At 66.5% G+C, this 25,469-nt stretch carries 23 protein-coding genes and 1 pseudogene; 15 read left to right on the forward strand and 9 right to left on the reverse strand.

The window, feature by feature from the left end:
- Positions 1-6: 6 nt before the first annotated feature.
- The 5 genes and pseudogenes from FCN77_RS01325 to FCN77_RS26550 all read left to right on the forward strand — a co-directional run bounded on the left by FCN77_RS01325 (position 7) and on the right by FCN77_RS26550 (position 4,107).
- Complete coding sequence (locus tag FCN77_RS01325) at positions 7-837, forward strand: urease accessory protein UreD (protein ID WP_175417406.1); 831 nt, start codon at positions 7-9, stop codon at positions 835-837.
- On the forward strand, positions 837-1,889 hold the full coding sequence (locus FCN77_RS01330; protein ID WP_137320791.1) for a HoxN/HupN/NixA family nickel/cobalt transporter: 1,053 nt from the start codon (positions 837-839) through the stop codon (positions 1,887-1,889). Before FCN77_RS01325 ends, FCN77_RS01330 begins: the two co-directional genes overlap by 1 nt.
- Positions 1,890-1,955: 66 nt before the next feature.
- Entirely contained in the window at positions 1,956-2,540 is a 585-nt protein-coding gene (locus FCN77_RS01335) for an HhH-GPD-type base excision DNA repair protein (protein WP_175417101.1), read from the forward strand.
- A gap of 143 nt (positions 2,541-2,683) precedes the next feature.
- A pseudogene (locus tag FCN77_RS26545) lies at positions 2,684-3,226 on the forward strand (NAD(P)/FAD-dependent oxidoreductase); the annotation flags it as partial.
- A 140-nt stretch (positions 3,227-3,366) separates the two neighbouring features.
- Positions 3,367-4,107, forward strand: coding sequence for an FAD-dependent oxidoreductase (locus FCN77_RS26550; protein ID WP_254678798.1), 741 nt, complete (start codon positions 3,367-3,369; stop codon positions 4,105-4,107).
- A 92-nt stretch (positions 4,108-4,199) separates the two neighbouring features.
- Here the strand turns inward: FCN77_RS26550 and FCN77_RS01345 are convergent, their stop codons facing one another.
- Positions 4,200-4,598: a TetR/AcrR family transcriptional regulator C-terminal domain-containing protein gene (locus FCN77_RS01345; protein WP_254678799.1), complete on the reverse strand. Its 399-nt coding sequence runs from the start codon at positions 4,596-4,598 to the stop codon at positions 4,200-4,202.
- A 79-nt stretch (positions 4,599-4,677) separates the two neighbouring features.
- Here FCN77_RS01345 and FCN77_RS01350 point away from each other — a divergent pair, with 79 nt between their 5' ends.
- The 3 genes from FCN77_RS01350 to FCN77_RS01355 are packed head-to-tail and all read left to right on the forward strand — an operon-like array spanning position 4,678 to position 6,942.
- Positions 4,678-5,403: an amino acid permease gene (locus FCN77_RS01350; protein WP_254678800.1), complete on the forward strand. Its 726-nt coding sequence runs from the start codon at positions 4,678-4,680 to the stop codon at positions 5,401-5,403.
- Positions 5,393-5,683 carry a hypothetical protein gene (locus tag FCN77_RS27470; protein WP_368074304.1) on the forward strand — a complete coding sequence of 97 codons (291 nt, stop codon included), beginning with the start codon at positions 5,393-5,395 and terminating at the stop codon, positions 5,681-5,683. Before FCN77_RS01350 ends, FCN77_RS27470 begins: the two co-directional genes overlap by 11 nt.
- Positions 5,623-6,942: an amidohydrolase gene (locus FCN77_RS01355; RefSeq protein ID WP_368074305.1), complete on the forward strand. Its 1,320-nt coding sequence runs from the start codon at positions 5,623-5,625 to the stop codon at positions 6,940-6,942. Before FCN77_RS27470 ends, FCN77_RS01355 begins: the two co-directional genes overlap by 61 nt.
- 35 nt (positions 6,943-6,977) lie before the next feature.
- On the opposite strand, the gene FCN77_RS01360 is transcribed toward FCN77_RS01355, so the two are convergent.
- Positions 6,978-7,487, reverse strand: coding sequence for a MepB family protein (locus tag FCN77_RS01360; protein WP_137320792.1), 510 nt, complete (start codon positions 7,485-7,487; stop codon positions 6,978-6,980).
- Between FCN77_RS01360 and FCN77_RS01365 the strand changes: the two genes are divergently transcribed.
- From FCN77_RS01365 to FCN77_RS01375, 3 genes are all read left to right on the forward strand, one after another.
- The gene (locus FCN77_RS01365; RefSeq protein WP_137320793.1) at positions 7,486-7,692 is read left to right on the forward strand and encodes a hypothetical protein; all 207 of its coding nucleotides are present in this window, start codon (positions 7,486-7,488) and stop codon (positions 7,690-7,692) included. The two genes, FCN77_RS01360 and FCN77_RS01365, sit on opposite strands and share 2 nt — an antisense overlap.
- Positions 7,693-7,794: 102 nt before the next feature.
- Positions 7,795-8,154: a VOC family protein gene (locus tag FCN77_RS01370; RefSeq protein ID WP_137320794.1), complete on the forward strand. Its 360-nt coding sequence runs from the start codon at positions 7,795-7,797 to the stop codon at positions 8,152-8,154.
- Between the two features lie 520 nt (positions 8,155-8,674).
- Positions 8,675-9,988 carry an aspartate aminotransferase family protein gene (locus tag FCN77_RS01375; protein ID WP_137320795.1) on the forward strand — a complete coding sequence of 438 codons (1,314 nt, stop codon included), beginning with the start codon at positions 8,675-8,677 and terminating at the stop codon, positions 9,986-9,988.
- A gap of 273 nt (positions 9,989-10,261) precedes the next feature.
- Here FCN77_RS01375 and FCN77_RS01380 read toward each other — a convergent pair whose 3' ends face one another.
- On the reverse strand, positions 10,262-12,217 hold the full coding sequence (locus FCN77_RS01380) for an HNH endonuclease signature motif containing protein (RefSeq protein ID WP_137320796.1): 1,956 nt from the start codon (positions 12,215-12,217) through the stop codon (positions 10,262-10,264).
- Positions 12,218-12,364: 147 nt separating this feature from the next.
- Complete coding sequence (locus FCN77_RS01385; protein ID WP_137320797.1) at positions 12,365-12,769, reverse strand: cupin domain-containing protein; 405 nt, start codon at positions 12,767-12,769, stop codon at positions 12,365-12,367.
- 220 nt (positions 12,770-12,989) lie between these two features.
- Between FCN77_RS01385 and FCN77_RS01390 the strand changes: the two genes are divergently transcribed.
- The 3 genes from FCN77_RS01390 (at position 12,990) to FCN77_RS01400 (ending at position 15,559) form a co-directional block, all read left to right on the forward strand.
- Positions 12,990-13,364 carry a carboxymuconolactone decarboxylase family protein gene (locus tag FCN77_RS01390; RefSeq protein WP_137320798.1) on the forward strand — a complete coding sequence of 125 codons (375 nt, stop codon included), beginning with the start codon at positions 12,990-12,992 and terminating at the stop codon, positions 13,362-13,364.
- Between the two features lie 71 nt (positions 13,365-13,435).
- The gene (locus tag FCN77_RS01395) at positions 13,436-14,467 is read left to right on the forward strand and encodes an alcohol dehydrogenase catalytic domain-containing protein (RefSeq protein WP_137320799.1); all 1,032 of its coding nucleotides are present in this window, start codon (positions 13,436-13,438) and stop codon (positions 14,465-14,467) included.
- Between the two features lie 48 nt (positions 14,468-14,515).
- Positions 14,516-15,559 carry an NAD(P)-dependent alcohol dehydrogenase gene (locus FCN77_RS01400; RefSeq protein WP_137320800.1) on the forward strand — a complete coding sequence of 348 codons (1,044 nt, stop codon included), beginning with the start codon at positions 14,516-14,518 and terminating at the stop codon, positions 15,557-15,559.
- Between the two features lie 155 nt (positions 15,560-15,714).
- Here the strand turns inward: FCN77_RS01400 and FCN77_RS01405 are convergent, their stop codons facing one another.
- Positions 15,715-18,792 (reverse strand): alpha-amylase family glycosyl hydrolase, encoded by a 3,078-nt coding sequence (locus FCN77_RS01405; protein ID WP_254678801.1) that lies wholly within the window; start codon positions 18,790-18,792, stop codon positions 15,715-15,717.
- Positions 18,793-19,066: 274 nt separating this feature from the next.
- Here FCN77_RS01405 and FCN77_RS01410 point away from each other — a divergent pair, with 274 nt between their 5' ends.
- The gene (locus tag FCN77_RS01410; RefSeq protein ID WP_254678802.1) at positions 19,067-19,873 is read left to right on the forward strand and encodes a putative protein N(5)-glutamine methyltransferase; all 807 of its coding nucleotides are present in this window, start codon (positions 19,067-19,069) and stop codon (positions 19,871-19,873) included.
- A gap of 46 nt (positions 19,874-19,919) precedes the next feature.
- On the opposite strand, the gene FCN77_RS27475 is transcribed toward FCN77_RS01410, so the two are convergent.
- From FCN77_RS27475 to FCN77_RS01430, 4 genes are all read right to left on the reverse strand, one after another.
- Entirely contained in the window at positions 19,920-23,147 is a 3,228-nt protein-coding gene (locus tag FCN77_RS27475; protein ID WP_137320802.1) for a glycogen debranching N-terminal domain-containing protein, read from the reverse strand.
- Between the two features lie 279 nt (positions 23,148-23,426).
- Positions 23,427-23,927, reverse strand: coding sequence for a YtxH domain-containing protein (locus tag FCN77_RS01420; protein WP_137320803.1), 501 nt, complete (start codon positions 23,925-23,927; stop codon positions 23,427-23,429).
- A gap of 138 nt (positions 23,928-24,065) precedes the next feature.
- Positions 24,066-24,329 carry a GlsB/YeaQ/YmgE family stress response membrane protein gene (locus FCN77_RS01425; RefSeq protein ID WP_137320804.1) on the reverse strand — a complete coding sequence of 88 codons (264 nt, stop codon included), beginning with the start codon at positions 24,327-24,329 and terminating at the stop codon, positions 24,066-24,068.
- Positions 24,330-24,463: 134 nt separating this feature from the next.
- Positions 24,464-25,294 (reverse strand): aldo/keto reductase, encoded by an 831-nt coding sequence (locus tag FCN77_RS01430; protein ID WP_137320805.1) that lies wholly within the window; start codon positions 25,292-25,294, stop codon positions 24,464-24,466.
- Positions 25,295-25,469: the final 175 nt, after the last annotated feature.

Consider the following 25,469-nt stretch of genomic DNA (forward strand, 5'->3'; position numbering starts at 1 on the left):
TCACCGATGGGGGAGCTTGAGCTCGTCATCGCTGAACGTGGCGGGCGCTCCGTGGCCGCGCACCAGTACCATCAAGGCGCCTTGAGGGTTTTGCGGCCGCACTACTTGGATGACTCCGGGCAGGTTTGTTATGTGGTGGTGAATCCCGGCGGGGCCTATCTCGGGGCTGATCTTTATGTGCTTGACGTGGAGGTTGGCGACGGGGCTTCGTTGGTGCTGACGACGCAGTCGGCGACGAAGATTTACCGGACTCCGGGGTCGTTTGCGGAGCAGCGGATGACCATCCGGCTGGGGGAAGGGGCGCAGCTGGAGCTTGCCCCGGACCAGGTCATTGCCTACCGGGAGGCCAGCTACCGGCAGAACACGCACATAACTGTGCATCCGTCGTCGAGCCTTGTCATGGCAGAGGTCATAACACCCGGGTGGTCACCGGACGGCGCGTCCTTCCGGTACGAGGAACTGCGGCTGCGGAACGAAATCCATGTTGCGTCGGCGGCCGGTACCAGGCTCCTGGCCCTCGACAACCTGCTGATCCGGCCGCCCGAAAATGATGTCACCGGAATGGGTTTCATGGAGGGTTACAGCCACCTTGGTTCGCTGGTGGTGGTGGACGCCCGCGTGGACCAGGCGCTCGCCGACGAACTGCATCATGTGGCGGCAAGGCACGATGCCTACACAGGTGTCTCGCTCGGTGCCACAATGGACGGCATCACAGGATTAGTGCTCCGGTCCCTCTCGAACAGCACCGAAAAACTAAATTCGTTACTGGGTGGCTGCAGCAGCCTTCTCCGTCAACGCTGGCATGGCAAGGCGCCCCTGAACCTGAGGAAGTACTGATGACCTCGCTGACCGAATTTGCCACCCTGTACCGCCGGCGCGAGCATCTCTCGCTGCGGACGCGGCTGCTTTTCCTGGTCGGTGCGGTTGCCGCCCTGCACATTGCCGCCGTCGTACTTCTTGTGGCCGGTTCGGCCAGCGCCGGAGCGCCGCTGGCCCTGGGCCTGGTGCTGGCCGCCTACATGGCCGGCGTGAAACACAGCTACGACTGGGACCACATCGCCGCCATCGACAACTCGACCCGGAAGTTCGTGGCCCAACACAAAGAACCGGTCAGTGTCGGGTTCGCGTTCAGCCTGGGCCACAGCTCCGTGGTGATCCTTGCCGGAACCCTGATGGTGGGCGGCGCGGCGCTGGTGGGCCAGTTCATGGAGGGCGGCACCACCGGAAACCTTGTGCTGGGGCTGATCGGGAGCGGCGTCTCCGGGGTGTTCCTGCTGGCCATGGGCCTGTTCAACGGGTCCGCGTTCGTACGGGCCGCCCAGGTCTACCGAAACGCGCAGGGCGGCGGGGAAATCCGGGAAGAAGACCTCGAGGCCAAGGGCTTCGTCGCCCGGCTGCTGGCCAAACCCCTGTCCGGGGTCCAGCGGCCCCGGAATATTTACGTCATCGGCTTCCTTTTCGGGCTGGGATTCGACACGGCCACCACCATCGGGCTGCTGGTGCTGACGACGGCGGCATCCCTCGCCGGAGTCTCTCCGCTGGCCCTCCTGGCGCTTCCGCTGGCCTTCACCGCTGCCATGACCCTGTGTGACACAACAAACGGCGTCGCCATGATGCGCCTGTACAAGTCAGCCATCCACAATCCGCAGCGGAAACTGGGCTTCAATGCCCTGGTGACCGGCATCTCAGCTTTCTCTGCGCTGTTCATTTCCTTCATCACCCTGGGCGGATTCTTCAACGCTGCCTTCGGCCTCAACGACCCGCTGACCACCTGGCTGGGCGGAATCGACCTTGGAGAGGCCGGACTGCTGCTGGTGGCTGCGTTCCTGGCGGTATGGGGTGTGGCGGCGCTGCTCGAGCGGCGAAAGGACCGTTCGCAGGACACCTAGCCTGAACACGGGACCTGAACCGGCACACCTATGACGCGGACCGCAGCGGATGGAAGGATAGGACGCATGGAACTGCACATCACGGGGGACCCCGCTGCCGACAAACTGCTCAGCGACGATGCCTTTGCACTGCTCACCGGCATGCTGCTGGACCAGCAGGTGACCATGGAGTCGGCGTTTGCCGGTCCTGAAAAGATCCGGCAGCGCATCGGATCCATGGACCCTGCGGCCATCGCCGGGTACGACGCCCAGGGCTTTGTCGAGATGTTCAAGGAGCGGCCTGCCGTGCACCGCTTCCCGGGATCCATGGCAGGACGTGTCCAGGCCCTTGCCGAGACGGTGCACGGTGACTGGAACGGGGACGCCACAGCCATCTGGACGCAGGGCAACCCCGACGGCCAGGAGGTACTGCGCCGGCTCAAGGCGTTGCCTGGATTCGGCGAACAAAAGGCGAAAATCTTCCTGGCGCTTCTTGGGAAGCAGTGCGGGCTGCAGGCAGAAGGCTGGCGCGAGGCCGCCGGCCACTACGGCCAGGAGGACGCCTTCCTGTCTGTGGCCGACATTGTGGATCCGGAATCGCTGAGCAAGGTGCGCGCCAGCAAGCAGGCTGCCAAGGCCGCCGCCAAAGCGGCGAAGCCAACCGGGCACTGACGGCCCGGCCTGAGGAAGTCTCCTGATTGGAGGGTGGGACAGTGAACGAGCCGCTAGCAGGTAAGTTCCTATCGATCTGGGCGGCCACAAGTGCCGCCACGAGCTACGCCGCCCTCGACGCGGATCTTGACGTCGACGTGGCTGTGATCGGTGGGGGCATCGCAGGTCTGACGGCTGCGCTGGCCCTGAAGCGCGCAGGGCAGACGGTGGCCGTGCTGGAGGCGGCCCGGGTGGGCAGCGGAGTTACCGGGAACACCACCGGGAAGGTCACTTCCCTGCACCGCCTGGCCTACACGGAACTTGCCGGCCGGCACGGTGCCGAGGCAGCCCGCATCTACGGGGAGGCCAACGAAGCCGCAATTCAGCATGTGGCCGGCACTGTGGCGGCAGAAGGCATCGACTGCGGCTTCCGGCGGGTGTCCAACTACACCTACGCCGAATCGGAGCGCACGCTCGATCTCGTCCGGGAAGAAGCGGCGCTGGCCGGCAGGCTTGGACTTCCGGCATCCTTCACCGCCGAAGTGCCGCTGCCTTTTGCGGTGAAAGGGGCGGTCCGCTTCGACGGCCAGGCACAGGTCCACGCGCTCAGGTACGTCCAGGGACTGGCCCGCGCCGTGGCGGGGGATGGCAGCTTCGTCTTTGAGGACTCACCTGCAACGGGGTTCCGGGACGGGACGCCGGCAGTGGTCAACACGGAGCGGGGCTCGGTACGGGCCCGGGAGATCATTGTGGCGACGAATATGCCCTTCGGGGACCGAGGGGTTTTCGACGAGCGATGCTACCTGCACCGCTCGTATATCGTTGCCGGGCGCACGGCCCTTCCCCTTTGGATTCCACGTTTCTCAGCGCGGACGAGCCAATGCGCTCCATCCTGGCCATCGACATCGATGGCACCAGTTACGTACTGGCCGGCGGCGAGGGCCACCCCGCGTCGGAGCGGCACGACTCAGCCGACAGGTACCGGCGGCTCAGCTCGTTTGCCCTTGACCGCCTCGCCGCGGACGAGATCGTCTACCGCTGGTCAACCCAGGACGCAATGCCCGCCGATGGACTGCCCTACGTCGGTCTCATGTCACCGGACGCCCGGCATCTTCACGTCATCACGGGGCTACGCAAATGGGGGTTGACCAACGGAACTGCCGCGGCTCTGATCCTCCGGGACACGCTGTGCGGCCGCCACAACCCGTGGGCGGCAGTGTTTGACAGCACCAGAGTCTTAGAAGGCAGCCAGGCCGTCCGCGACGAGGCTGCGGCGCCGGCAGTGGACGGCCATGCTCCGGCTGCGGACGTCACCTCGCCTGCCCCGCGGACAGTCCTCGCTCCCGGCGTAGGAAGGGTGGTGGATGTGGATGGCGCAAAGACTGCCGTCTACCTCAGTCCTGCAGGGGACGTCAGTGCCGTCTCGGCCGTCTGCACGCACCTGGGCTGCACGGTGGATTTCAACCCGGCGGACGTGACGTGGGACTGCCCGTGCCACGGCTCCCGGTTCAAGACCGACGGCACGGTGATCCAAGGCCCGGCCACCCGGAACCTCGCGTCCAGCCCTGCACCGGCGGAGCTCCGCTGAGCCCAGCGGGGCGCTCACCCTCACTCCCTCGCTGATACGGGCCGGCGGCGGCTCGACCAGGCTGTGCGTTGTGAGTGTGTCCTTTTGCGGCGTTACCCGGCTAGCCTTGCCCGGAGTCCGCCGATAATCACATCCAGGCCGAAGTCGAAGGCGTGCCCGCCCCGTTCCTCCGCCGGCCCGGCATTGCCGAGAGCGCGTTTGAGCGTGGGATAGCCGTCCGCCGGCGGGTCCCAGACAACTTCCGGAGCCGCCAGGTCGAGGGCCGCGCCCAGGGCAAAGCTGTCGATGGTGGAGATGGCCGCCACCACGTCCCGTCCCCGGAATCCCGCACCCTCGAGGGCCAACGCGAGGTCCTCGTAGAGGCCGATGACGTCCGGATCGGTGATGGACTGCAGCACCAGCAGCGGGGCCAGCCGCGGATGGCGGGCAAACGCGTCCCGGTAGGCGCGGATCAGGACCCGCAGGGCAGCTTCCCAGTCCCTGTGGTCCACCGGCGGATACGGCTCCTCGGTGATGATCCGGTGGCGCAGGAGCTCCAGGATCTGGTCCCTGCCGCTGACGTGGTTGTAGATGGAGGACTGGCTGACGCCGATCTTCTACGCCTTCATCGTGTGGACCGTGGTCCAGGCCTACGGCGAAGACCGCGCCGTGGAAGCCGCTGGTGAACTGGCCGGCGGGATGTTCTTCCAGACCATCAACCACTACGTGGGCCCGTGGGCGGAAGTGGTGATGTACCTCCTGATCGTCACCAGCGTCTACGCCTCGCAGCTGGCCTTCCACAACGCGATCAACCGCTACGTGTACATGCTGGCCCGCGACGGCGTGCTGCCCGTCTTCCTTGGCCGGACCCACCACCGGTTCCAGTCCCCGCACCGGGCAGGCCAGCTGCAGACCGCCCTGGCCGCGGTGGTCATCACCACCTGCGCCGTGCTCAACGCCGACCCCTACCAGCAGCTGCTGATCTGGGTAAACACGCCGGGGATCTTTGGCATCGTGGGTCTCCAGGGCCTGGTGTCGGTAGCGGCGTTCCTCTACCTGCGCCGGAACCCCGCCGCCGCGACGCACAAGCTGATGGTGCCGCTCAGCCTGGCCTCGGCCATCCTGCTTTTCGGTGTGGTGCTGCTGATCGGCCTGAACATCGAGCTGCTCACGTTCGCCGACGCACTGACCAACACCATCCTGATCCTGGTGACGCCCCTCGTCTTCATCGCCGGGCTCCTGGCCGCCCGCTGGGTGCGCCGCCACCGTCCCACGACCTTCGCGCAGATTGGAAGTTTCGAAACCCATGAATCCTGAATTGATCATCCTCGCCGACACCGTCCACGCCATGGAGGGCCAGACCTCCGGGGGGCCGGCGCCGCAGGCCGTGGCAGTCCAGAACGGCGTGATTGCCGCCGTCGGAAGCCGTTCGGATGCGGAAGGCTGGCCGGCCGCGCAGGTCATCGACTTCGGTGCCGCCGTGCTGACTCCGGGCCTGGTGGACTGCCACATGCACCCTGTCCCTCCGGGGACTGGGTGCGGGGGTGGGGCATGGACCCCAATGTGTTCGGGTCCGCCGCGGCCCACCGCGAGCTGATTGACGACGTCGTCTCCGGACGGCCGTGCCTCATCCGCCTCTTCGACGGGCATTCCGCGCTGGCCAGTTCCCGGGCGCTCGAACTGGCGGGGGTCGCCGGACCGCGGGCGTTCAACCAGGCCTCGGAAGTGGTCTGCGACGGAAGCGGCACGCCCACGGGTCTCCTGCTGGAGGCGGCCGCCGTCGAGCTCGTCGCGCGGGTGATGCCGGCGGAGTCCTTCGCCGAGCGGAAGGCGAGGCTCGCGGACCTCTTCACCCGGTTCGCGCGGTCCGGGCTGACGGGGGCGCACGTGATGGACTGCGGGGAGGGCTCACTGGAGCTCTTGCGCGCCCTCGAAGCGGACCTGGACGGCGGGCTCCCGCTGCGCCTGCGGATCTCGCCGTGGTGCATGCCCGGCAGCGGCGGGGAAGACTGGCAGCGGCTTGCGGAACAGATCGGACTTGGCGGGAAGCGCTGGGAGGTGGCCGGCATCAAGCTGTTCGTTGACGGCACGGTGGACAACGGCACGGCGTGGCTGTTTGAGCCCGATGCCTATGGGGCGTCCGTGTCCCCGTTCTGGCCCCGCCCGGAGGAGTACGCGGCGGCGGTGCGCTTCTTCGCCGGCCGCGGGATTCCCACGGCCACGCACGCGATCGGCGACGCCGGAGTGGCCGCAGTCCTGGACGCCTTTGAGTCCCTGCCTCCCGCGGTGCGGTCGGTTGCACCGGCGCCCGTGCACCGGATCGAGCACCTCGAAACCGTCCCGGACGCCCTCATCGGGAGGTTTTCCCGCTCTGGGCTCGTGGCCAGCATGCAACCCAGCCACTGCACCCACTACTCCCGCGCCGACCATACCGATAATTGGTCCACCCGGCTCGGAACGGAACGGGCGAACCACGCCTGGCGGTGCGCGGACCTCCGCGCGGCGGGAAGTACCCTGGGGCTCGGCTCCGACTGGCCGATCGCCCCGTTCGAACCGTTGCCCATCCTGGCGGAAGCGCAATTACGACGGCGGGCCGGCCGCCGGGGCGAACAGCCGGTCGTTCCGGGCCAGGCCCTCACTGCTTTGCAGGCGCTCGAAGGCTACACCTCGCACGCTGCCCGGGCTGCGGGGGAGTGGGCGGTCTCCGGGTCCGTCACCGTCGGCAAGCGGGCGGATTTCACACTGTTCGACGTCGATCCGCTGGCGGCTGCCCCGGATGACCTGGCTGCCGCGCAGGCACTGGCACCGTTCGTGGACGGGCAGGTGCAGCACCTGGCGGTGGGGTCGTCCCGGTAGGACGCGGGTCGGCCGGCGGAGTCGGCGGAGGGCCGTTAGTCCCGTGACACACCCGGAACCGGCAAAGACGCCGCGGGACTTCCAAGGATCCCAGCCAGGCCTTCAGCGGGATCAGGAATGCGATAAAAGTGTTCCGACTGCCAGCGCTGGGTGGCCTCCGCCGCCCGGCTGCTGGGTTCGGACCACGGCGGATAGACCCGGATGGCGCGCTTTCCGCCGACAAATTCCTGGGACACAACATTGTGGGCAATCAGGGCAGCCTGCGGGAAAACGAAGTGCCCGACAGCGGATTCGCCGCGGACGCTGACCACAAAGAGCCCGATCCCGTCGGAGCTGTCGAAGGGCCGGATGGGGCCGCCGTCGGGCCCTGCCCGCTGCCACAGCGTCACGAACTGGCCGGCCTTCTTCGGAGTGGTTCTGGCAATTCGAAAGACCGCTTTGCGGCCGTTGACCTCAAAGGTGTGGGCGCCATACTCCCGGCTTTCGGCCTCGGCGTTCGGCCCCGAGCAGGCGTAACCGAAGGCACTGAATTCGGCCAGGGTCATGAGTAGGTCCGGGGGCAGCGGCATCTCCGGAGCTTACCTCTGCAACGGCGAGATGGCCCTCACTGCCACCGTCCCGCCCGGGACCACCGTGCAAGTCCGCCTTACCGGCCGGTTGCCGTCGTCGGGCCCGGCACCCATACCTTTAGGGCCGCCGCAGGGGAACTACCCCCACGCCCGGGAAGCGCTGTTCCAGGCACAGCTGTAAGACCTCAAGGCGGCGGTCCGCTAGCTGCACTCAGTGCGGCTGTGGACTACTTCGCCGGCGAACTTTAGAGACGGGCTCAATTTCTGGCGCTAGCATTCCGGTATGGCTATCGCACGCTTCCCTGGTCTCGTCATCGACTGCCCTGACGCCGGGGCCCTCGCGGCCTTTTACGGTGCCCTGCTTGGCTGGAACGTGAAGGTCGACGGTGACTGGGCGGAAATCCGCCCCGACGACGGAAGTGACTGCATCTCGTTTCAGCAGGTGGACGGCTACCGGGCACCAGAATGGCCGGGCCAGGCGGTTCCACAGCAGATGCACCTGGACCTGATGGTGCAGGACCTGGACGAAGGGGAAAAGGTCGCCGTCGGGCTGGGAGCCGCCAAAGCGGACTCGCAGCCCGGTACCACCTTCCGGGTCTTCCTCGACCCGGCCAGGCATCCCTTCTGCCTCTGCGTGGACTAACGGTTCGAACGGTTCACGGACGCTCATTCCAGTCAATGAAACTCCGCTAGCGGGCGCGTCGGCGATTCCGCGGCGAGGAGCCTTTCGACATTGGCGAGGACCGGCCGCGGCTGTTCGGGCAGGTGAGGACCGCAACGCCTGGCGGGGTCAGCCGGCCTACGAGCTTGAACTTGGCCCTGATGAGGGGCAGCTGGTCAGCTACGGGCGCATTCGCCACGGGGAGTTGCGTGTTCATTTCCTCAAGCTGAGGGACATTGGTTCCTTCTTTCCAGTCCGGAGCTTCGCAATGGCGTGGTCACCAGCATGCCTTCAAACCCTGCCGCCCGTCGTCGGGCATCCCAGTGAGTAAATACATTTAGGCGTGAAGCCCGGGCAGCAGAGCGTCGCGCAAGTGCGTTTCCTGGGCGCTTGGGTCTCGGCCGTCGTCGGGAGTGCAATCGCTATGGACGCTGCCGTGTGGCGGTGCCAAGGTGAAGCAGCAGGGGTGAACATTCCGGCATTGAAGCAACGGAGGTTGGTCATGAATCTCGACGAACTGGTCTTCCACCCCTGGGCTGTTCAGGGGCCGCGGGGCGTGCCCACTTTTGTCGGTGGCTCGGGGAGCTATGTCATCGACGCCAGCGGACGGCGCTACCTGGACTTCAGCTCGCAGCTGGTCTTTACCAACCTTGGTCACCAACATCCGCGCATCGTGGCCGCGATCAAGGAGCAAGCCGACCGTCTGTGCACGCTGGCACCCGGCCACGCGTCCGATGTCCGGGGCGAAGCGGCGCGGCTGATCGTGGAGGTCTCGCCGGAGCGGCTCGGCCACGTGCTGTTCACCACCGGCGGTACGGAAGCCATCGAGCATGCGGTTCGGATGGCGCGCCTGTACACAGGACGACCGAAGGTGCTTGCCGCCTACCGTTCCTACCATGGCTCGACTGCGGCATCGATCCACCTCACCGGCGACCCGCGCCGCTGGGCCTCGGACACCGGCGCGGCGGGTGCCGTCCACTTCTTCGGTCCCTTCCTGTACCGGTCGGTGTTCGGGTCGAGGTCCCCGGAGGAAGAGTCCGAGCGGGCGCTCGCCCATCTCGAGCAGGTGATCCTCTTGGAAGGCCCGTCGACGATCGCCGGGCTGGTCCTGGAATCCGTGATCGGCAGCTCGGGCGTCATCGTGCCACCAACCGGCTACCTTCGCGGCGTCCGCGACCTGTGCGACCGCCACGGCATCGTCTACATTGCCGACGAGGTGATGGTCGGCTTCGGCCGCACGGGAGCCTGGTTCGGCGTCGACCACGATGGCGTGGCGCCCGACCTGATGGCGTTCGCGAAGGGCGTGAACTCCGGGTATGTGCCGCTGGGCGGTGTGCTGGTGGGCGACGCAATCTACGACATGTTCACCAAACGCCCCTACCCCGCGGGCCTAACGTACAGCGGCCACCCGCTCGCCTGCGCAGCAGCCGTCGGCGCCATCAACGCGATGCGCGAAGAAGACACGGTCGCGGCAGCTGCCCGGCTCGGCACGGACATCCTGGGTCCGGGGCTCCGGGAGCTTGCCGGGAAGCACGAGTCCGTCGGCGACGTTCGCGGCATTGGCGGCCTCTGGACCGTCGAACTCGTCCGCGACCGGCTGACCAAAGAGCCCCTCGTGCCGACAGGCGCCACTGGCCCGGCGAATGCGCCCATGGTCTCCTTCACTAAGGCGTGCCTGGACCGGGGCTTGTTGCCGCTGACCATGGGCAACCGCGTCAATGTTGCCCCTCCCCTCAACGTGAACGACTCCGACGCCACCGCGGGCCTGGCGATCCTGGACGAGGCACTCTCCGCAGCCGACGCATTCCTGACCTAACGCCGAACGCCGCGAACGTTGTGCCCAGCCACCGGCGGCAGCTCGAACAGATTACGACGCACCGAACGCCCCATAAGCAACACCACTTTTCAGTCAGGTGTTGCCACGTTCGTTAGAATCCGCCTTGGCCATCGGGAGGTCTGTGAGCGAGCCGGACCGGCTTAGGCAGGAACATTCCGTACCGATACCACTCGCGATTCCGGCTCGACCCGGTCGGCCGTGCTACCCGAGGGTTTCGTCGGTGCGCGGCAGGGCCAAGCTTCGGCCGGCAGTTCAGGTTTTGAAGTACCTGTTTCGTTGTGGTTGTTGGTGGGGGTCGATGTGGGGTGGCGGGATGAACCAGGGGATGCCGGTTTTGACCTGGATGGTCCACAGTTCTTTGTGGATGAGGTGGTGGTGATGGGAGCAGAGCAGGGTTCCGTTGTCGGTGCTGGTGGGTCCGCCGTGTGACCAGTAGGTGATGTGGTGGGCTTCGCACCAGGGTGCGGGGATGGTGCAGCCGGGGAAGGCGCAGCCTTGGTCGCGGGCGGTGATGGCTTTGCGGATGTGGGGCGGGAAGATCCGGGTGGTGCGGCCGATGTCCAGGATGCGGCCTTCGCTGCCGAGGAGGACGGGGATGATGTCGGCGTCGCAGGCGATCTTCCGGACGGTGGTGGCGGTGACCGGGCCGGTGAAGGTGAACGACCCGGTGCCCGGGATCCCGGTGGGCCCGTGGTGCTCAGCTGTAGCGCTTCCGTCGCCGTGGAAGCCGGAGCTGGTGTCTGCGGTTCGGGAGCGGTAGCGGGGTCCCTGGTTGGTGGTGTGTTCGAGGCGGTCCAGGAGGTCGCGGTAGTCGATGGTGACCATGACCTGGGGCCGTAGCCCGCCCGCGGCCGGGAGGGTGCCGGTGGCGAGGGCTGCTTTGCAGGCGCCGATGAGGCCGTCGAGGAGCCGCTGCGGGCGGGTGCGCCTGTCCAGATCGGCATCAAGTGCACTGCTGTTGCCGCCGGTCTCATCGCAGCTGTCCCCGGCGCCATCACCGGTCCCGCCACCGCTGTCAGGGGCGCCTCCAGCGTCGTTGCCCTCAGTAGTACCTGCCCGGGTGCGGGGGTTGGTGGCGGTGTTCATGACGGTGAGGAGGGATTCGTACTGGTCGGGGGTGGCGAAGATTTCCACATGGTGCAGTCCGCGGCGGGCCGGGCGGAGGAACGCACCCTGACGGCGGCGGAGTTCTTCCTCGGAAGGCTCCGAACCGTCCTGGTCGATCGCGTCGGTCCACTGGCGGGCGATGCGGGTCAGGAAGTCGGTGTCGCGTTCGGCCGCGGTGCGGGTCAGTGCATGTTCCATCCGGGCCAGGGCCTCTTCGGGGGCGTGGTGCCGGACACGGTCCAAAGCCATTGTGATGATGGTCGCGGGACGGGAGCCGATGGTCCCGGCGGCGAGGGCGGCGGCGAGTTCGGGCCGCTCAGGGGGCTCCGTGTGGCCCGTGAACCCTGTCCGGGGCAGCACCGCCGCGGCGAGAGTGATCCGGCGGCGTGCTTCAGCGGCGCTGATCCGCAGCCGGGCACGGAGGAACTCGGTGGCGTTCCGGGACCCGTCATCCGCAGGATCCGGCGGGGCGGATCCCGGCCCGCCGCTGGCAACCGGGCCTACGCCCACGCCGCAAGCCGACAGATCACTATTCGGCCCGCCGCTGGCCGCCGGACCGCTGGCGCCAGGCCCGCTTCCCGATGGGCCGGTTTGGCTGTCGCCAGGCCCGCTCTCGGCTTGGCCGGCTTTCCCGGTGACCCAGCCCACCGGCTCGCGCACGGCAGTCTCACCCCATCCCGTAACCCAGCCAACCGCCGCGCCCGACCCTGCACGCGCCGCTGCTGTGGCCTGGCGCCGGCTCCGGTCCACAGCACCGGCCGCAACAACCTGCAAGTATTCGACCGTCCGGGAGACTTCCTCGACGTTGGCGGCGAAATCCGCGGCCTCACGGAAATCAAGCAGTGCGGCCTCGGCGACCGCCGTCGAACTAAGGCTTTTGAGCAACTCAAGGCTCCGGGCCAGATCACCGGACGCACCGCCGTCGGACGCTAAAGCGTCCGGATGCCGGCGTTCCGAGGGGACGCTGCGCAGGCCGCGGAAGCGCGCGGCAGCCGGTTGAACAGCACGCGATGGAACAGCAGGAGGTTGAACAGCAGAGGCGCCGCGAAGCTTCGCCCACCGCAACGCACCTCCCGCTGCAAGATCCCCCATGGCTTCCATGGGATAACTCTCCCAAAGGGGTCAGACAATTTACGCCCGTTCTCCGGAGAGAAAGTCTCAATCCGCGACCCGTCCTGGAAACGGGGTCCTGGAAACCGGGGAAGTGCTGGGCCAAGCCGCATGGCGAACCCTATTTTGCGCGGCCGCCTAGTTGCTGCCGTATTCCTCGTCGGTGACGTGCTCGCCCCACGCGGATTCCGGGCCCTCCTGGCCTTCGCCCAGGGCTTCCCACATGGCAAGGTGGCACATGAAGTGGTCCGCGGCCGCGCCGTGCCAGTGCTCTTCACCCGGCGGGGTGTAGATGGTGTCGCCCGGACGGATCTCGATGACCTCCCCGCCGCGCGACTGGACCAAGCCGCGGCCTTCAGTCACATGCAGGGTCTGGCCGTTCGCGTGGGAGTGCCACGCGGTGTGGGCGCCCGGCGCGAAGCGCACCATGTTCACGCGGAGCCGCGACGGATCCTCGCCCTTGGCGATCACGTCGAACCAGACGTCGCCGGTGAACATCTCCGCCGGTCCCTTATTGCTTGGTGTCTTCGGCTGGATTTCCAACTGGTCTCCTCTGTTGCTGGATTGCGCGCCCGGTGGGCGCCCGGCACGCCCGGTGGGCGTCGCGGCGGCGCCGGTGGGCGTCGCATTCACGCCTTCAACCCTAGGAGCCTTCCGTCGCCAGAGGGAGGCCCTGTCAGTACCTGTATCAACAGAACCTTCCCCGCGCATAAGGAACGCGGTTTTCTGGGTATGCACCGAACACATCCTAAGGAGCACCACCATGGCAACAGAGACCCCTTCACCTGCCCAGCAGCTCATCGGCGACGTCGCACCCAAGCTCGTCCAGCTCACCGATGACGTGCTTTTCGGTGACGTCTGGGAACGGCCCGGCCTCTCGCCCCGCGACCGCAGCCTCATCACCGTGGCTGCCCTGACGGCGCTCTACCGGACCGGCCAGCTCTCCTCCCACCTGCGCCGGGCCCTCGCCAACGGAGTCACCCGGGATGAGCTGGTCGAAGCGATCACTCACCTGGCGTTCTACGCCGGCTGGCCGAACGCCATGAGCGCCGTCACCGCGCTCAAGGAAGTCCTTGCAGAGCAAACGACGCCTGCACAGCCGACGACGGCACAGCCGACGACGGCGCACGCCGGCTGACCGGCCCGGCCCACCGTTACATCGGCCCACCTCTACATCAACGCCTTACTTCCATTCCGAAAAGGATTCTGATGCGAGCAACAATCATGTACGGCGCCGGCGACGTGCGCGTGGAAAACGTGCCCGACGCGGCCATCAAGGAACCGACAGATGCAGTGGTGCGGGTCGTGCTGTCCTGCGTGTGCGGCAGCGATCTCTGGCCTTACGGCTCGCTCGCGGCGTCGGACCACGGCCGGCGCATGGGGCACGAATTCCTTGGCGTCATCGAGGACCTCGGCTCCGACGTCCAGGGCTTCAGGCGAGGCGACCTGGTGGTGGCGCCGTTTGTCTGGTCGGACAACACCTGCGACTTCTGCCGTGAGGGGCTGCAGACGTCCTGCCGCCACGGCGGCCAGTGGGGCCACAACCTCGACGGCGGCCAGGGCGAAGCGGTGCGCGTCCCGCAGGCACAGGGCACGCTGGTGAAGCTGCCCGTGGGCGAGGACTCGCCGCTGCTGCCCTCCCTGCTCACGCTCTCCGATGTGCTGTGCACCGGCCACCACGCCGCCGTCACGGCAGGAGTCAACCCGCGCACCACTGTGACGGTGATCGGCGACGGCGCGGTGGGCTTGTCCGCTGTGATCGCAGCAAAGCGACTCGGCGCCGAGCGGATCCTGCTCATGGGCAGGCACAAGGACCGCACCGATCTTGGGCTCGAATTCGGTGCCACGGACATCATCGCCGAACGCGGGGACGACGGGATCGAACGGATCCGTGAACTCACCGGCGGCGACGGGACACACATGGTCCTGGAGTGCGTCGGGACCCAGGATGCCATCAACACCGCGATCGCCGCCGTGCGCGACGGCGGGGCCATTGGTAGGGTGGGAGCTGCGCAGTACACCGATGTGCCCATGAATTTCGGCACCGTGATGCGCAATATCACGCTGACGGGCGGCGTTGCCCCCGCCCGGGCCTACATCGAAGAACTGATGCCGGACATCCTCTCGGGAACAATTCAACCCGGCAAGGTGTTTGACCATACTGTGGCCCTCGACGACGTCGCTGCAGGGTACCGGGCGATGGCCGACCGCGAAGCGCTCAAAGTGCTCATTCGCCCCTAAGACTTCCACCCAACCAAACGGATTTCTCACCCAACATTGGAGAAGATATTGCTTACCGCTAACGCTTACGCTGCCCCGTCCGTTGACGGAGCCCTCGTTCCCACCACCATCGAACGCCGCGACGTCGGCCCCCACGACGTGCTGATCGAAATCAAGTACGCTGGCATCTGCCACTCGGACATCCACACCGTGCGCGGCGACTGGGGACCCCAGCAGTACCCGCTGGCACCCGGCCACGAAATCGCCGGAATCGTCACCGAGGTCGGTGTCGAAGTCACCAAGCACAGCGTGGGCGACCGCGTCGGCGTTGGCTGCATGGTGAACTCCTGCGGCCAGTGCGTGAACTGCAAGAAGGGTGAGGAGCAGTACTGCCTCAAGGGCAACACCGGCACCTATGGCGCCGTGGACCGCGACGGCACCATCACCCAGGGCGGCTACTCCACCCACGTCGTGGTAACCGAGGACTTCGTCGTCCGGATCCCCGAGGGGATCGAGCTCGACGCCGCCGCGCCGCTGCTGTGCGCCGGCATCACCACCTATTCGCCGCTGCGCCACTGGGGTGCGGGACCCGGCAAGAAGGTCGCCATCGTCGGGCTCGGCGGCCTGGGCCACATGGCCGTCAAGATCGCCCACGCCATGGGCGCCGAGGTCACTGTGCTGTCCCAGTCGCTGAAGAAGCAGGAAGACGGCCTGAAACTGGGCGCAGACCACTACTACGCCACCAGCGATGAGAACACCTTCAGCGACCTGGCCGGCAGCTTCGACCTGATCATCAACACCGTCAGCGCTTCGATCGACATCAGCTCCTACCTGCAACTGCTGACCCTCGACGGCGCCCTGGTGAACGTCGGCGCACCGGCGGAACCGCTCCCGGTGAACGCGTTCGCGCTCATCATGGGCCGCCGCTCCTTCGCCGGTTCAATGATCGGCGGCATCCGTGAGACCCAGGAAATGCTGGACTTCTGTGCCGAGCACAACCTGGGCGCCGAGATCGAGGTCATCCCGGCCGAGAAGATCAACGAGGCCTACGAACGCGTTCTGGCCTCTGACGTCCGGTACCGCTTCGTCATCGACACCTCGACTTTGGTCTAACCTCCGGGCCGAACGGGCGCCGCCCCCGGGCGGCGCCCCCGAAAGCACCGTCACCGAAAGCAGCGCCGTCCTCAGGAGAGGGCGGCGCTGCTTTCGTGGATAACATCCACCAGCTGGACCGTCACGCCCCTGCTTCGGAAGAGTTCCACCGGCCCCTAGCCCGCAGTCATCACGTGGGTGAAGTGGTCGTACCGGATGGTGAGGGGGCCGCCGTCGTGCGCCAGGCTGATGTTGGCACCGTTCGGCGAGCCGCCCGCACCGTAGCTCTCAGCCCAGGACCGGTTCAGCGCGGCCTTGAACTCGTAGCTGCCGGCCGGAAGGTCAGGCACGGACAGCTTCCAGACCAGGTCGGCGGGGTCCAGCACCAGCTGGGCCTGGTCGCACGATGGCATCCAGTCTTCCGCGCAACCGAGCTCCGAATTCATGCTTCCCGCTGAGGCAACAGCGGCGGGCTGCTGGGACGCGTACACCGGGCTGAGCAGGTGGGTCGAGTGGTCGTAGCGGAACGTGACGGCACCTCCCGGGTGCTCCAGCACGATGTTCCCGCCGTTGAAGGCGCCGCCCGCCCCGTAGTTTTCGTCCCAGCCGCCGTTGAGCGCGGCCTTGAACTCGTACGTTCCGGCCGGCAGGTCAGGCACCGTGAGGCGCCAGACCTTGTCCGCGGGGTCGAGGGTCATGAAGGCGGCGTCACAGGCCGGCTGCCAGTCGTCCGGGCAGCCCAGTTCGGAATCCAGGCTGCCGGCCACCGTGACCGTGTCCGGCTGCGGGATCTCGCCCGCCACCACGGTCCGGATATCGCTCACCACGTTCGCCGCGCCCGGAACGGACATGGTTGCCCGATACCGCACGGCGGTGCCGTCGGCGAGACCCAGCGCCGCAAGGTCGTCGAAGACCGTGTAGGCCGGCGATGAACTGTCCGAACCGATGGCAATCCAGTCGCCGCCGTCAACGCTCCGCTCGAAGCTGACCGTGTAATCAGCCTTCTCGGGGCTTGCGGTGGCGCTGACTTCCACCTTGCCGTCCGCGCTGCTGCCCTCGGCCGGCTTCTGCATGGTGAGGACAGGGGCGGGGACAGTGCCGGTCCGGGCCGCGCTCGCGGACGTGTGCCCGCCGTTGTCCAGGGCCACGGCACGGTATTCCACGGCGGTGCCGGGGTTCAGCGCCGTGACCTCGTGGAACACCTGGTACGGCGCGGTGTCGTCCGTGCCGATCGGCTCCCATTCTCCGCCCGCTTTCCGCGCCTCGAAGGTGAGCTCGTAGAACGAGGAACCGTCGACGTCGGCCGCCACCCGGATCCTGCCGTTGTCTCCTTCCGCCGTGGCCGGCTCCTGAAGGGCGACGGTGGGAGCCGCCTTGGAGCGCGGGATCCGCCCGGAGGATTCGTAGACCACGGCGGACAGTGGCGGCACGGTGACTGTAAGTTTGCCGTCACCGGCTGTTTTGGCCTCCGCCGCGGGGTTGGCCGCGTCTCCTGCGCCCCCATAAATTCGGGTGTAGCTGCGTTTGGAGATGTAGGTGGGCACGGAGGCCGTCTGCTGCGTTTCGCTGTTGTTGACGGCAACGACGTATTCGCGCTGGTCCTTCGCGTCCGTGCGGGAGAACGCGTAGATGCCCTGGCCCTCGGCGGCGTACCGGTTCTGGTGGGCGCCGTTGCGCAGGGCCGGGTGCTCGGCGGTCAGTGCGGCCAGCTCGCTGATCTTGCTGTACAGGGGATGGGCGGTGTCGAAGTTGTCCGTCGCATGGGTGGCATCCGTGCCGAGCAGGTCGTCGTCCAGGTAGTCGGGCACCTTGCTGGCGAACAGGGTCTGGCGCGCGTCCTGGTCACCGCCCGGTCCCGTGAAGCCCTGCTCGTCACCGTAGTAGACCACGGGGTTGCCGCGGGAGAAGTACATCAGTTCATGGGCCAGCCGGTCTCGGGCTACCCGTTCGGCGTCGTCCGCGTCCGGGTTGTCCGCTGCGATGAAGCTGCCGATCCGGCCCATGTCGTGGTTGCCCAGGAAAGTGGGGAGTTCGTAGACATTGGAGTCGGCGTCCGTGTACCAGTCGTCCGCCGCGAAGAACGTCTCCAGCTCGCCCGCATCCCGGCTGCGGGAGGCGAAATTCCTGGCGGCATCCTGGAACGGGAAGTCCAGCACCGCCTGCATCCTGTTGCGGGTGGTGAACTGGGAAGTGAAGCTTTTGGAGGTGTCAAAGACCTCGCCGAACATAAAGAACTCGTCCTTGCCGTGGTCCTTGGCGTAGTCCAGGACCTTCGGCCCGAATTCCTGCCAGAACTCGTCGTTGACGTGCTTCATGGTGTCGATCCGGAATCCGTCCACGCCGAAGTCGCCGATCCACTTTTCATAGACGTCGATCATGCCGTTGACCACGGTGGGGTGTTCGGTGAAGAGGTCGTCCAGGCCGAAGAAGTCGCCGTAGAAGGAGTCCTCGCCCTGAAACGTGGTGTCGCCGCGGTTGTGGTAGAGCGCAGGATCGTTGAGCCACGCGGGAACCTTGAGGTCTTCTTCGCCGGCGGCCAGCTTGGGCGTGTACGGGAAGGACGTGGCCGGGTCCAGCGCGGGGAAGGTGTCCTTGCCGGCGTAGTCGCGGTCATCGAACGCCTCGCCCGCCGCCGTCTTGTAGGGAGCCGTGTCCTTCGAGATGTAGGCGGTGCGGTCACCTTCCTCGTAGCCGATCACGTCCGCCGTGTGGTTGGTGATGATGTCGAAATAGACCTTCATCCCGCGCGAGTGCGCCTCGTCGATCAGTGCCTTCAGTTCGTCGTTGGTTCCCAAGTGCGGGTCGATTTGAGTGAAGTCCGTAACCCAGTAGCCGTGGTAGCCGGCGGATTTGTCTTCCGGCTGGACCGCTTTGTTCTTGAAGCTGGGCGTCAGCCAGATGGACGTGGTGCCCAGGCCCTGGATGTAGTCGATCCTGTCCCGCAGGCCTTTCAGGTCGCCGCCGTTGTAGAAGCCCTTTTTCGTCGGGTCGAAGCCGGAGACCATCGGATCGGAGCCCAGCCCGCCGTCGTCGTTGGCGCTGCTTCCGTTACTGAAGCGGTCCGCCATGACGAAGTAGAAGTTCTCGTCCGTCACCGGTGCGCGAAGCGAATGGCCGGCGGGGGGCGCGCCGGGATTTTCCGGTTCGGGCGCCGCCTGCACGGGCGCCGAAACGGCCGACGCGGCCACCAGCGCTGCAAGCAGCGCGGCCGCCGTCCGGGACGGATTCTTACGGTTGGCACTGCGGGAAAACACGATGGGAACCTTCCGGTAAGCGACGGTGCTGTTGTGAACGGTGCTGTTGTGAAGGACGATGCTGTTGTGAAGGAAGATGCTGGAGACAGGCCATTGAGAGCCAAGTCACAACCGTAAGCGCTTACACCGACATTTTCCAGCAAATCCCAAGGTTGCTTTGTGTCCTTGGCAATTCGGTAGCATGAAACTCCACAAACAGCATCGAGGGAGCCTGCGTTTGCCAGAAAGCACACTGCCCTCCGGGCCGGCCGGGTATATGGAAAGCACTGGATCCATGGACACTGCGGAGGCCACGGTCCGCCGTCTCCGTGCGGCAGGCTGCGTCTTCGCTGAGGACGAGGCACGTCTGATTGCCGGCGCGGCGGAATCGGCCGCGGAACTGGAGGCGATGGTGGACCAGCGGATCTCGGGGCTGCCGCTCGAACACATCCTCGGTTGGGCCGAGTTCTGCGGGCTGCGAATCGGCGTGGCTACCGGAGTGTTTGTGCCCCGGCGGCGGACCGAATTCCTCGTCCGGCAGGCGGAGCTGCTGCTCGGCCGGGCACCTGACGCCGTAACGCCCGACGGCGGGCCACGCGCCGTCGTCGTCGACCTCTGCTGCGGGTCCGGGGCAGTGGGTGCGGCCCTGGCTGCGCGCCAGGACGGCATCGAACTGCATGCCTCGGACCTCGACCCGACGGCCGTGCTGTGCGCCCGGCGGAACATCGGGGCTGCCGGCGGGCGGGTGTACGAGGGTGACCTCTTCGCGCCGCTGCCGGCCGGGCTTCGCGGCAGAATCGGAATCCTGGTGGCCAACGCACCGTATGTTCCCACGGCCGCAATCCGGACCATGCCGACGGAAGCGCGAACGCATGAGCCGAGGATGTCGCTGGACGGCGGCCCGGACGGCCTGGACATCCAGCGGCGGGTCGTGGCGGAGGCCCCGGCCTGGCTGGCCCCCGGCGGGCACGTGCTCATCGAGACCAGCGCGGACCAGGCGGCGCGGACCATTGGCTTCATGCGCGAGTCAGGGCTTGCCACCCAGCTGGCCAGTGACCCGGAACTGGACGCCACTGTAGCGATCGGCCGGCTGGGCCGCTGACCGCCTGGACCGCTGAACGCATGGATGGCTGAACGCGGTCCGCAGCTTACAACCCCGCGGCGGCCGCTTCCGCTGCAGCCCGGGGCGCTGCTGCCAGAAGTTGAGAATACAACCGTACGTGGTCCTCAACCATGCGCTGGGAACTGAACCTTCGTTCGGCCTCGCGCCTGCAGTCGTTACGGTGCAGCCATTGGCAGCCCTGCAATGCCTCTGCCAGCCCGTGGACGCTGTCCGCCAGGAACCCCGTTTCGCCGTCGGCGATGATCTCCGGCGCGGATCCGCGCCGGCTGGCCACCACCGGGGTTCCTGCAGCCAGCGCCTCGATCATCACCATCCCGAACGGTTCCGGCCACTGGATGGGGTTCAGCAACGCCACGGACTCACCCAGGAGCTGGTACTTCTCTGCCGTGCACAGCTCGCCAAGGTACTCCACGTCGGGGCCCAGCAGCGGTTCGATCACGTCGTGGAAGTAGTCCTCCTCGAACGTTTCGCGCATCTTCGCCCCGATCCGCAGCGGGATCCCCGCTTCGCGCGCCACCATGATGGCCTGAAGCAGGCCCTTATTCGGGTGCATACGGCCAAGGAAACAGGCTCCGCCGGTAGGCACGGGGCTGTACGGAACAGACCGGACGTCGATGCCGTGGTGGATGACGGCGGCGATTTTCACGCCCCTCGCAGTGGACGCCTGGTGGTGCGAGATGGCCACGAGCGCCGATTCGCGCTGCATGGCCCGGTAGATCCGGGTGAGTTCATCGTCGAAGGGCCCGTGCAGTGTGGTGGCGCGCGGAATATTGGGCACTTTGGGCTGGCACAGGGGGCCGAGAAGCGTGTGGTCGTGCACGACGTCCACGTCCTCCATGGCTTCGTAGGACCGGAGCACGTGCAGGATCTCCTGCCGTCCGGAATCCATGCTCAGCTCCGAAGCTTCCGAAAGGCCCGGAACCCTCGGCACGGGACAGGTGCTGTCCCCCGACGCTGCCAGCACGACGTCGTGCCCTGCTTCGGCGAGCCCCACGGCAAGCGTGTGGACCACAGACTCCGTTCCCCCGTAGCCTGGCGGTGGAACGGGGATCCAAGGTGGTGCCAAAATGCCAATGCGCATTACGCCTCCTACATCAGCCAGCCTTCCGGCCGGGGTCATGGCGGACCCTGACCAGGTCCGCCAGGGGTCCTGCGTCCCCAGATGCAGTTCAATCGACGGCGGCAGCCCCGTCACGTTTGCGTCATTCCCCGAGACCTCGATGGTCAGCCGGGACCCGGCCAGGGGCACCTGGTCCTTGCGCAGGTAGCCGAAGCTTTCCGGGAAGGCGGGGCTGAGCCACAGCGCGCCGGTGGAAGCGGAAGGTTCAAAACGCAGCAACACACGGATGAGGTGGATCGGCGTAGCCGACGCCCAGGCCTGCGGTGAGCAGGACGAGGGGTAGGCCACCGGCGGCCGGTCCGTTTCGCGGCCAAATCCGCAGAACAGCTCCGGAAGCCTGCCGCCGAAAGCCGCTGCCGCGTCGAAAATCGCCATCGCCACCCGCTGCGCTTCCCCAATGAACCCGTATCGCATCAGCCCCGCGGCGATCAGTGCGTTGTCATGGGGCCACACCGAGCCGTTGTGGTAGCTCACAGGGTTGAATGCGCCCATGGTGGAAGCGAGGGTGCGGACGCCCCAACCCGAGAACATGTCCGGCTCCATGAGGCGTTGGGCCACGAGCGCCGCCTTGTCATCGTCCACAATGCCCGACCACAGGCAATGGCCCATGTTGGAGGCGCACGCATCGACCGGCCGCTTGTCCTTGTCCAGGGCAACGGCGAAGTAGCCGCGCTGCGGTAGCCAGAACCTGCGGTTGAACTCCTCCTTGAGCGCGGCAGCCCTGTCACCCCAGGCATGGGCAAGCCCCGTATCGCCGGAGTCCAGTGCCAGCATCGCCCGGGCCAGGTAGGCGCTGTACACGTATCCCTGGACCTCGCACAGGGCTATCGGCGGCTCGGCGAGCGTGCCGTCCGCGAAGTTGATGCCGTCGTAGGAGTCTTTCCAGCCCTGGTTGAGGAGCCCGTGCCGTGTGGCGCGCTCGTATTCCACAAACCCGTCCCCGTCGCGGTCGCCGTGGCGGGTAATCCATTCCAGCGCGCGGTCCGCATGGGGAAGGAGCGCCTGCACCGCCTGCGGCTCGAGCCCCCACCGGCTGACTTCACCCAGGAGGGTCACGAACAGGGGCGTCGCGTCCGCCGTTCCGTAGTACGTCTTGTCGCCGCCCAGTGACAGGGCGGCGCTGGATCCGAGGCGCACCTCGTGGAGTATCCGTCCGGGCTGCTCCTCGGTGAGCTCGTTGACCCTTTGCCCCTGGTACTCCGCGAGCGTCTGCAGCGTGCCCAGGGCGATCGTGGGATCAACCGGGAGTGCCATCAGTGACGTCAGCAGTGAGTCGCGTCCGAACAGTGCCATGAACCAGGGAGCTCCCGCCGCAATGACGGTGCGGTCCGGATGCGCCGGGTCCGTGATCCGGAGCGCGCCCAGGTCGCGCTGGCTCTGGCGCAGAATTCGTTCGAACACGGGGTTGTCCATGGTGATTTGCGGTGCCGCCGCCCCCCAGTTCCGGTGGCGCAGCGCAGGCACCGATTCGTGCTGCGGTGTGCTGGCGGAGAACTTGCCTGCCGGTTCGCTCCCGTCGGAGCTGGGCGTGACCACGATGGTGGCGGTCCAGGACCCCTTCGCGGGGACCGTTACCTTGAACATCACACCGTGGCGGTTGACGTCCGCTCCCGGCGCCCGGACAGCCACACCCAGTATCCGGCCGTTGTGGCGCCCGCTGATGATCAGCCGGTCACCCTCCGGCCGGTGCGAGGGACGCAGTTGGCGGGTCTTCCGCCCGGCCTTGACCTCGAACAGGTCCGCGAAGTCCGCCTCCACGGCCAGTTTGATGCTGCAGGGCGCCGGAGAGCTGGAGTAGTTGCGCACAGTCAGTGTCTCCCGGACGCCGTCGCCCACCTGCCGGTCCCGCTCAATCACCATGGGGCGGTCGGCGGCGCCATCCGGCTGCGGTGCCCGGCCTGTGAAGACAGCCCGGTAGGGTTCGGGGTTCACCACAGTCAGTTCCTCGACAAGGTGGTTGTTGACCAGCAGGTTCCAGCGGGAAATGATCCTGGTGTCCTGGTAGAAGGCGCCGTGCGCCAAGGCAGGGTCCAGGTCCCCGTTAAGGGCTGAAATGAAGAACGACGATCCTTCAACGATGGTGACGGCGTCATGGCCGATGGAGCCGGCCGTGTCAAGGTTCCAGCCGGTCATGGCCCGGGCCAGGGAGTGCGCAGCACGGCTGAGGGCATCGGACGTGGTGCCGGGCGTCGAAAGCTCATGAATTCACTCCGGACTGAGGATTCAAAGGCTGACTGCTTAGCCACCCACATTCTAGAATTCCGCGCGGCCCCCCACAAGATTCTTTGGACCCTAGTGAAGCCCGGAACGCCAGGCAGCCCGGCGCCGCCTCAAGGGAGGGGTGCGCGGGCAAAAAGGCCGACCCGGCCGGACCAGTAGTCCGGCCGGGTAGGCCCCGAATGTTGGTAAGTCCTAGGTCCGGTCAGGGTTCGTGTTGGTGGCGGCGCCGTCGGGCGTGGCGCCGCCTTCGTCGGACCAGTCCTGGCCGGTTGCGTCGTTCAGTGCCGGATCGCTGCTGACGTCCGGCGTGCCGGCGTCGGAGGTGCCCAGGTTGACGGTTTCCGGATAAGTGCTGTGCGAAGGGACGTAGTCGCCCGCTGGCAGCTCGCCCTCAGCCGAGGGAACTCCGGCTTTGGCATGGCCGTCCTTGGCGCTCGCCGGCGAATTGTCGCGGTGCATTGCGGAGCTGATGACTGTACCCGCCCTTCGGGCCGCCTCAGTCAGCTGGTCCGTAACCTCGGGTGCCTTGTCTTTGACCGCCTCGGTTGCAGCGGCCACTTTGTCCTGGACCGGCTTGCTGTCCCAGATCCCGGCTGCCCGGGCCTTGATTTTTTCGTAGGCGGCGCGGCCGGACCTGGAGCCCAGAAGAAATCCTGCTGCCAATCCTGTACCAAAAAGAAGTTTTGCTTTCATGCTGTACTCCTGCTCCGTGAGAAGGTGCCGTACTTGGGCCGGCCCGCTGGAGGGGCTGACCCTGGACCAATGAGGCCGTGAAAGGAAAAACGGCCCCAGGAAAAAATCCCGGGGCCGTTTCTCAGGCCAGGCTCCGCTTTAGCGGGCTGTGCGCTTGGTGATCATGCCATAAACAAGCAGGACGATGATCGCACCGCCAATGGCCAGGAGCCATGTGGACAGCGAGAAGAACTCGTTGATGCCTACGCCGAAGAGCGCGCCGCCAATGAATCCGCCCAAGAGTGCGCCGACAACACCGAGCAGCAGCGTAATGAAAATGCCGCCGCCCTGCCGGCCGGGGAGGATTGCCTTAGCGATTGCTCCGGCGATGAGGCCCAGAATCAGAAATGCGAAAAAACCCATTTTATTGTTCCTTCTTCTTTCTTTGAGGAGGTGCCCGGATCCCGGGCACGCTTCATCCTTCTACCTAATACTAATCATGCTTAGTATTAATCTTCCAGTCGGCGGAGCTGTGAACTTCGTTGGGGCGCCGACCGTCAGTGGCCTTGGACGTCAGAATTAACTCCGGTCTCGTCACCTCCATCCAAGGTGGCGATGGCTGTTATGTCGTCTGTGTCCAAGGCAAAGCCGAAGATGCCCAGGTTCTCTTTCATGCGTTGTGGATTGGCCGACTTGGGGATGGCGACGAGGCCCTGCTCGACATGCCAGCGGAGCACGATCTGGCCAGGCGTCTTGGCATGTTTTTGGGCGATTCTTCCCAGTACTGGGGCGTTCAGGAGGTCACTGCCTGCACCCAGCGGGCTGTACGACTCCGTGACGATTCCGAGCTGCCGGTTGTAGGCAATATCCACTATCCGGGTGATGGCCGGGCTGACCTGAATCTGGTTCACGGCAGGTACAACATCGCAGGCGGCGAGGAGCCGTTCCAGGTGCGCCGGCTTGAAGTTGGAGACGCCGATCGACCGGGCTTTGCCCTCGGCCTGCAGCCGTTCAAAAGTCTTCCAGGTTGAGATGAATTCATCGCGCCGGGGGAGCGGCCAGTGGATCAAGAGCAGGTCCACGTAGTCCAGCCCGAGGCGCCTGAGTGAGCCGTCAAGTCCGGCAACAGCCCTGTCGTTGCCTTGGAATTCGCCGTCCAGTTTGGTGGTGATGAACAGTTCCGACCGCTCCAGGCCGCTGGCGCGGACTCCGTCTCCCACGCCCGCTTCGTTTCCGTATTTCACCGCGGTGTCGATGTGGCGGTACCCGGCTTCCACTGCATCCACGACGGCGGCAGCCACCTGTTTGTCGTCCAGCGGCCAGGTGCCCAGTCCGATCTGGGGAATCCGGTGTCCGTCATTGAGCTCAATCACAGGTGAAAGTGCCATGGCAGAAGTCTTTCCCATCTGAGTCGGTTTGCCCAGACGTTCAAGGGCAAAGTCTTCCAACGATTCCGTTGTGGCACGGCCTCCCTTCTTGCCCGCCGGCGCCTACGGCCCGCGCGCCCAACCCGCCGGCGCCTACGGCCCGCGCGCCCAACCCGCCGGCGCCTACGGCCGGCGC

The organism is Arthrobacter sp. 24S4-2 (assembly GCF_005280255.1).
In the GTDB taxonomy this organism is placed as follows: domain Bacteria; phylum Actinomycetota; class Actinomycetes; order Actinomycetales; family Micrococcaceae; genus Arthrobacter.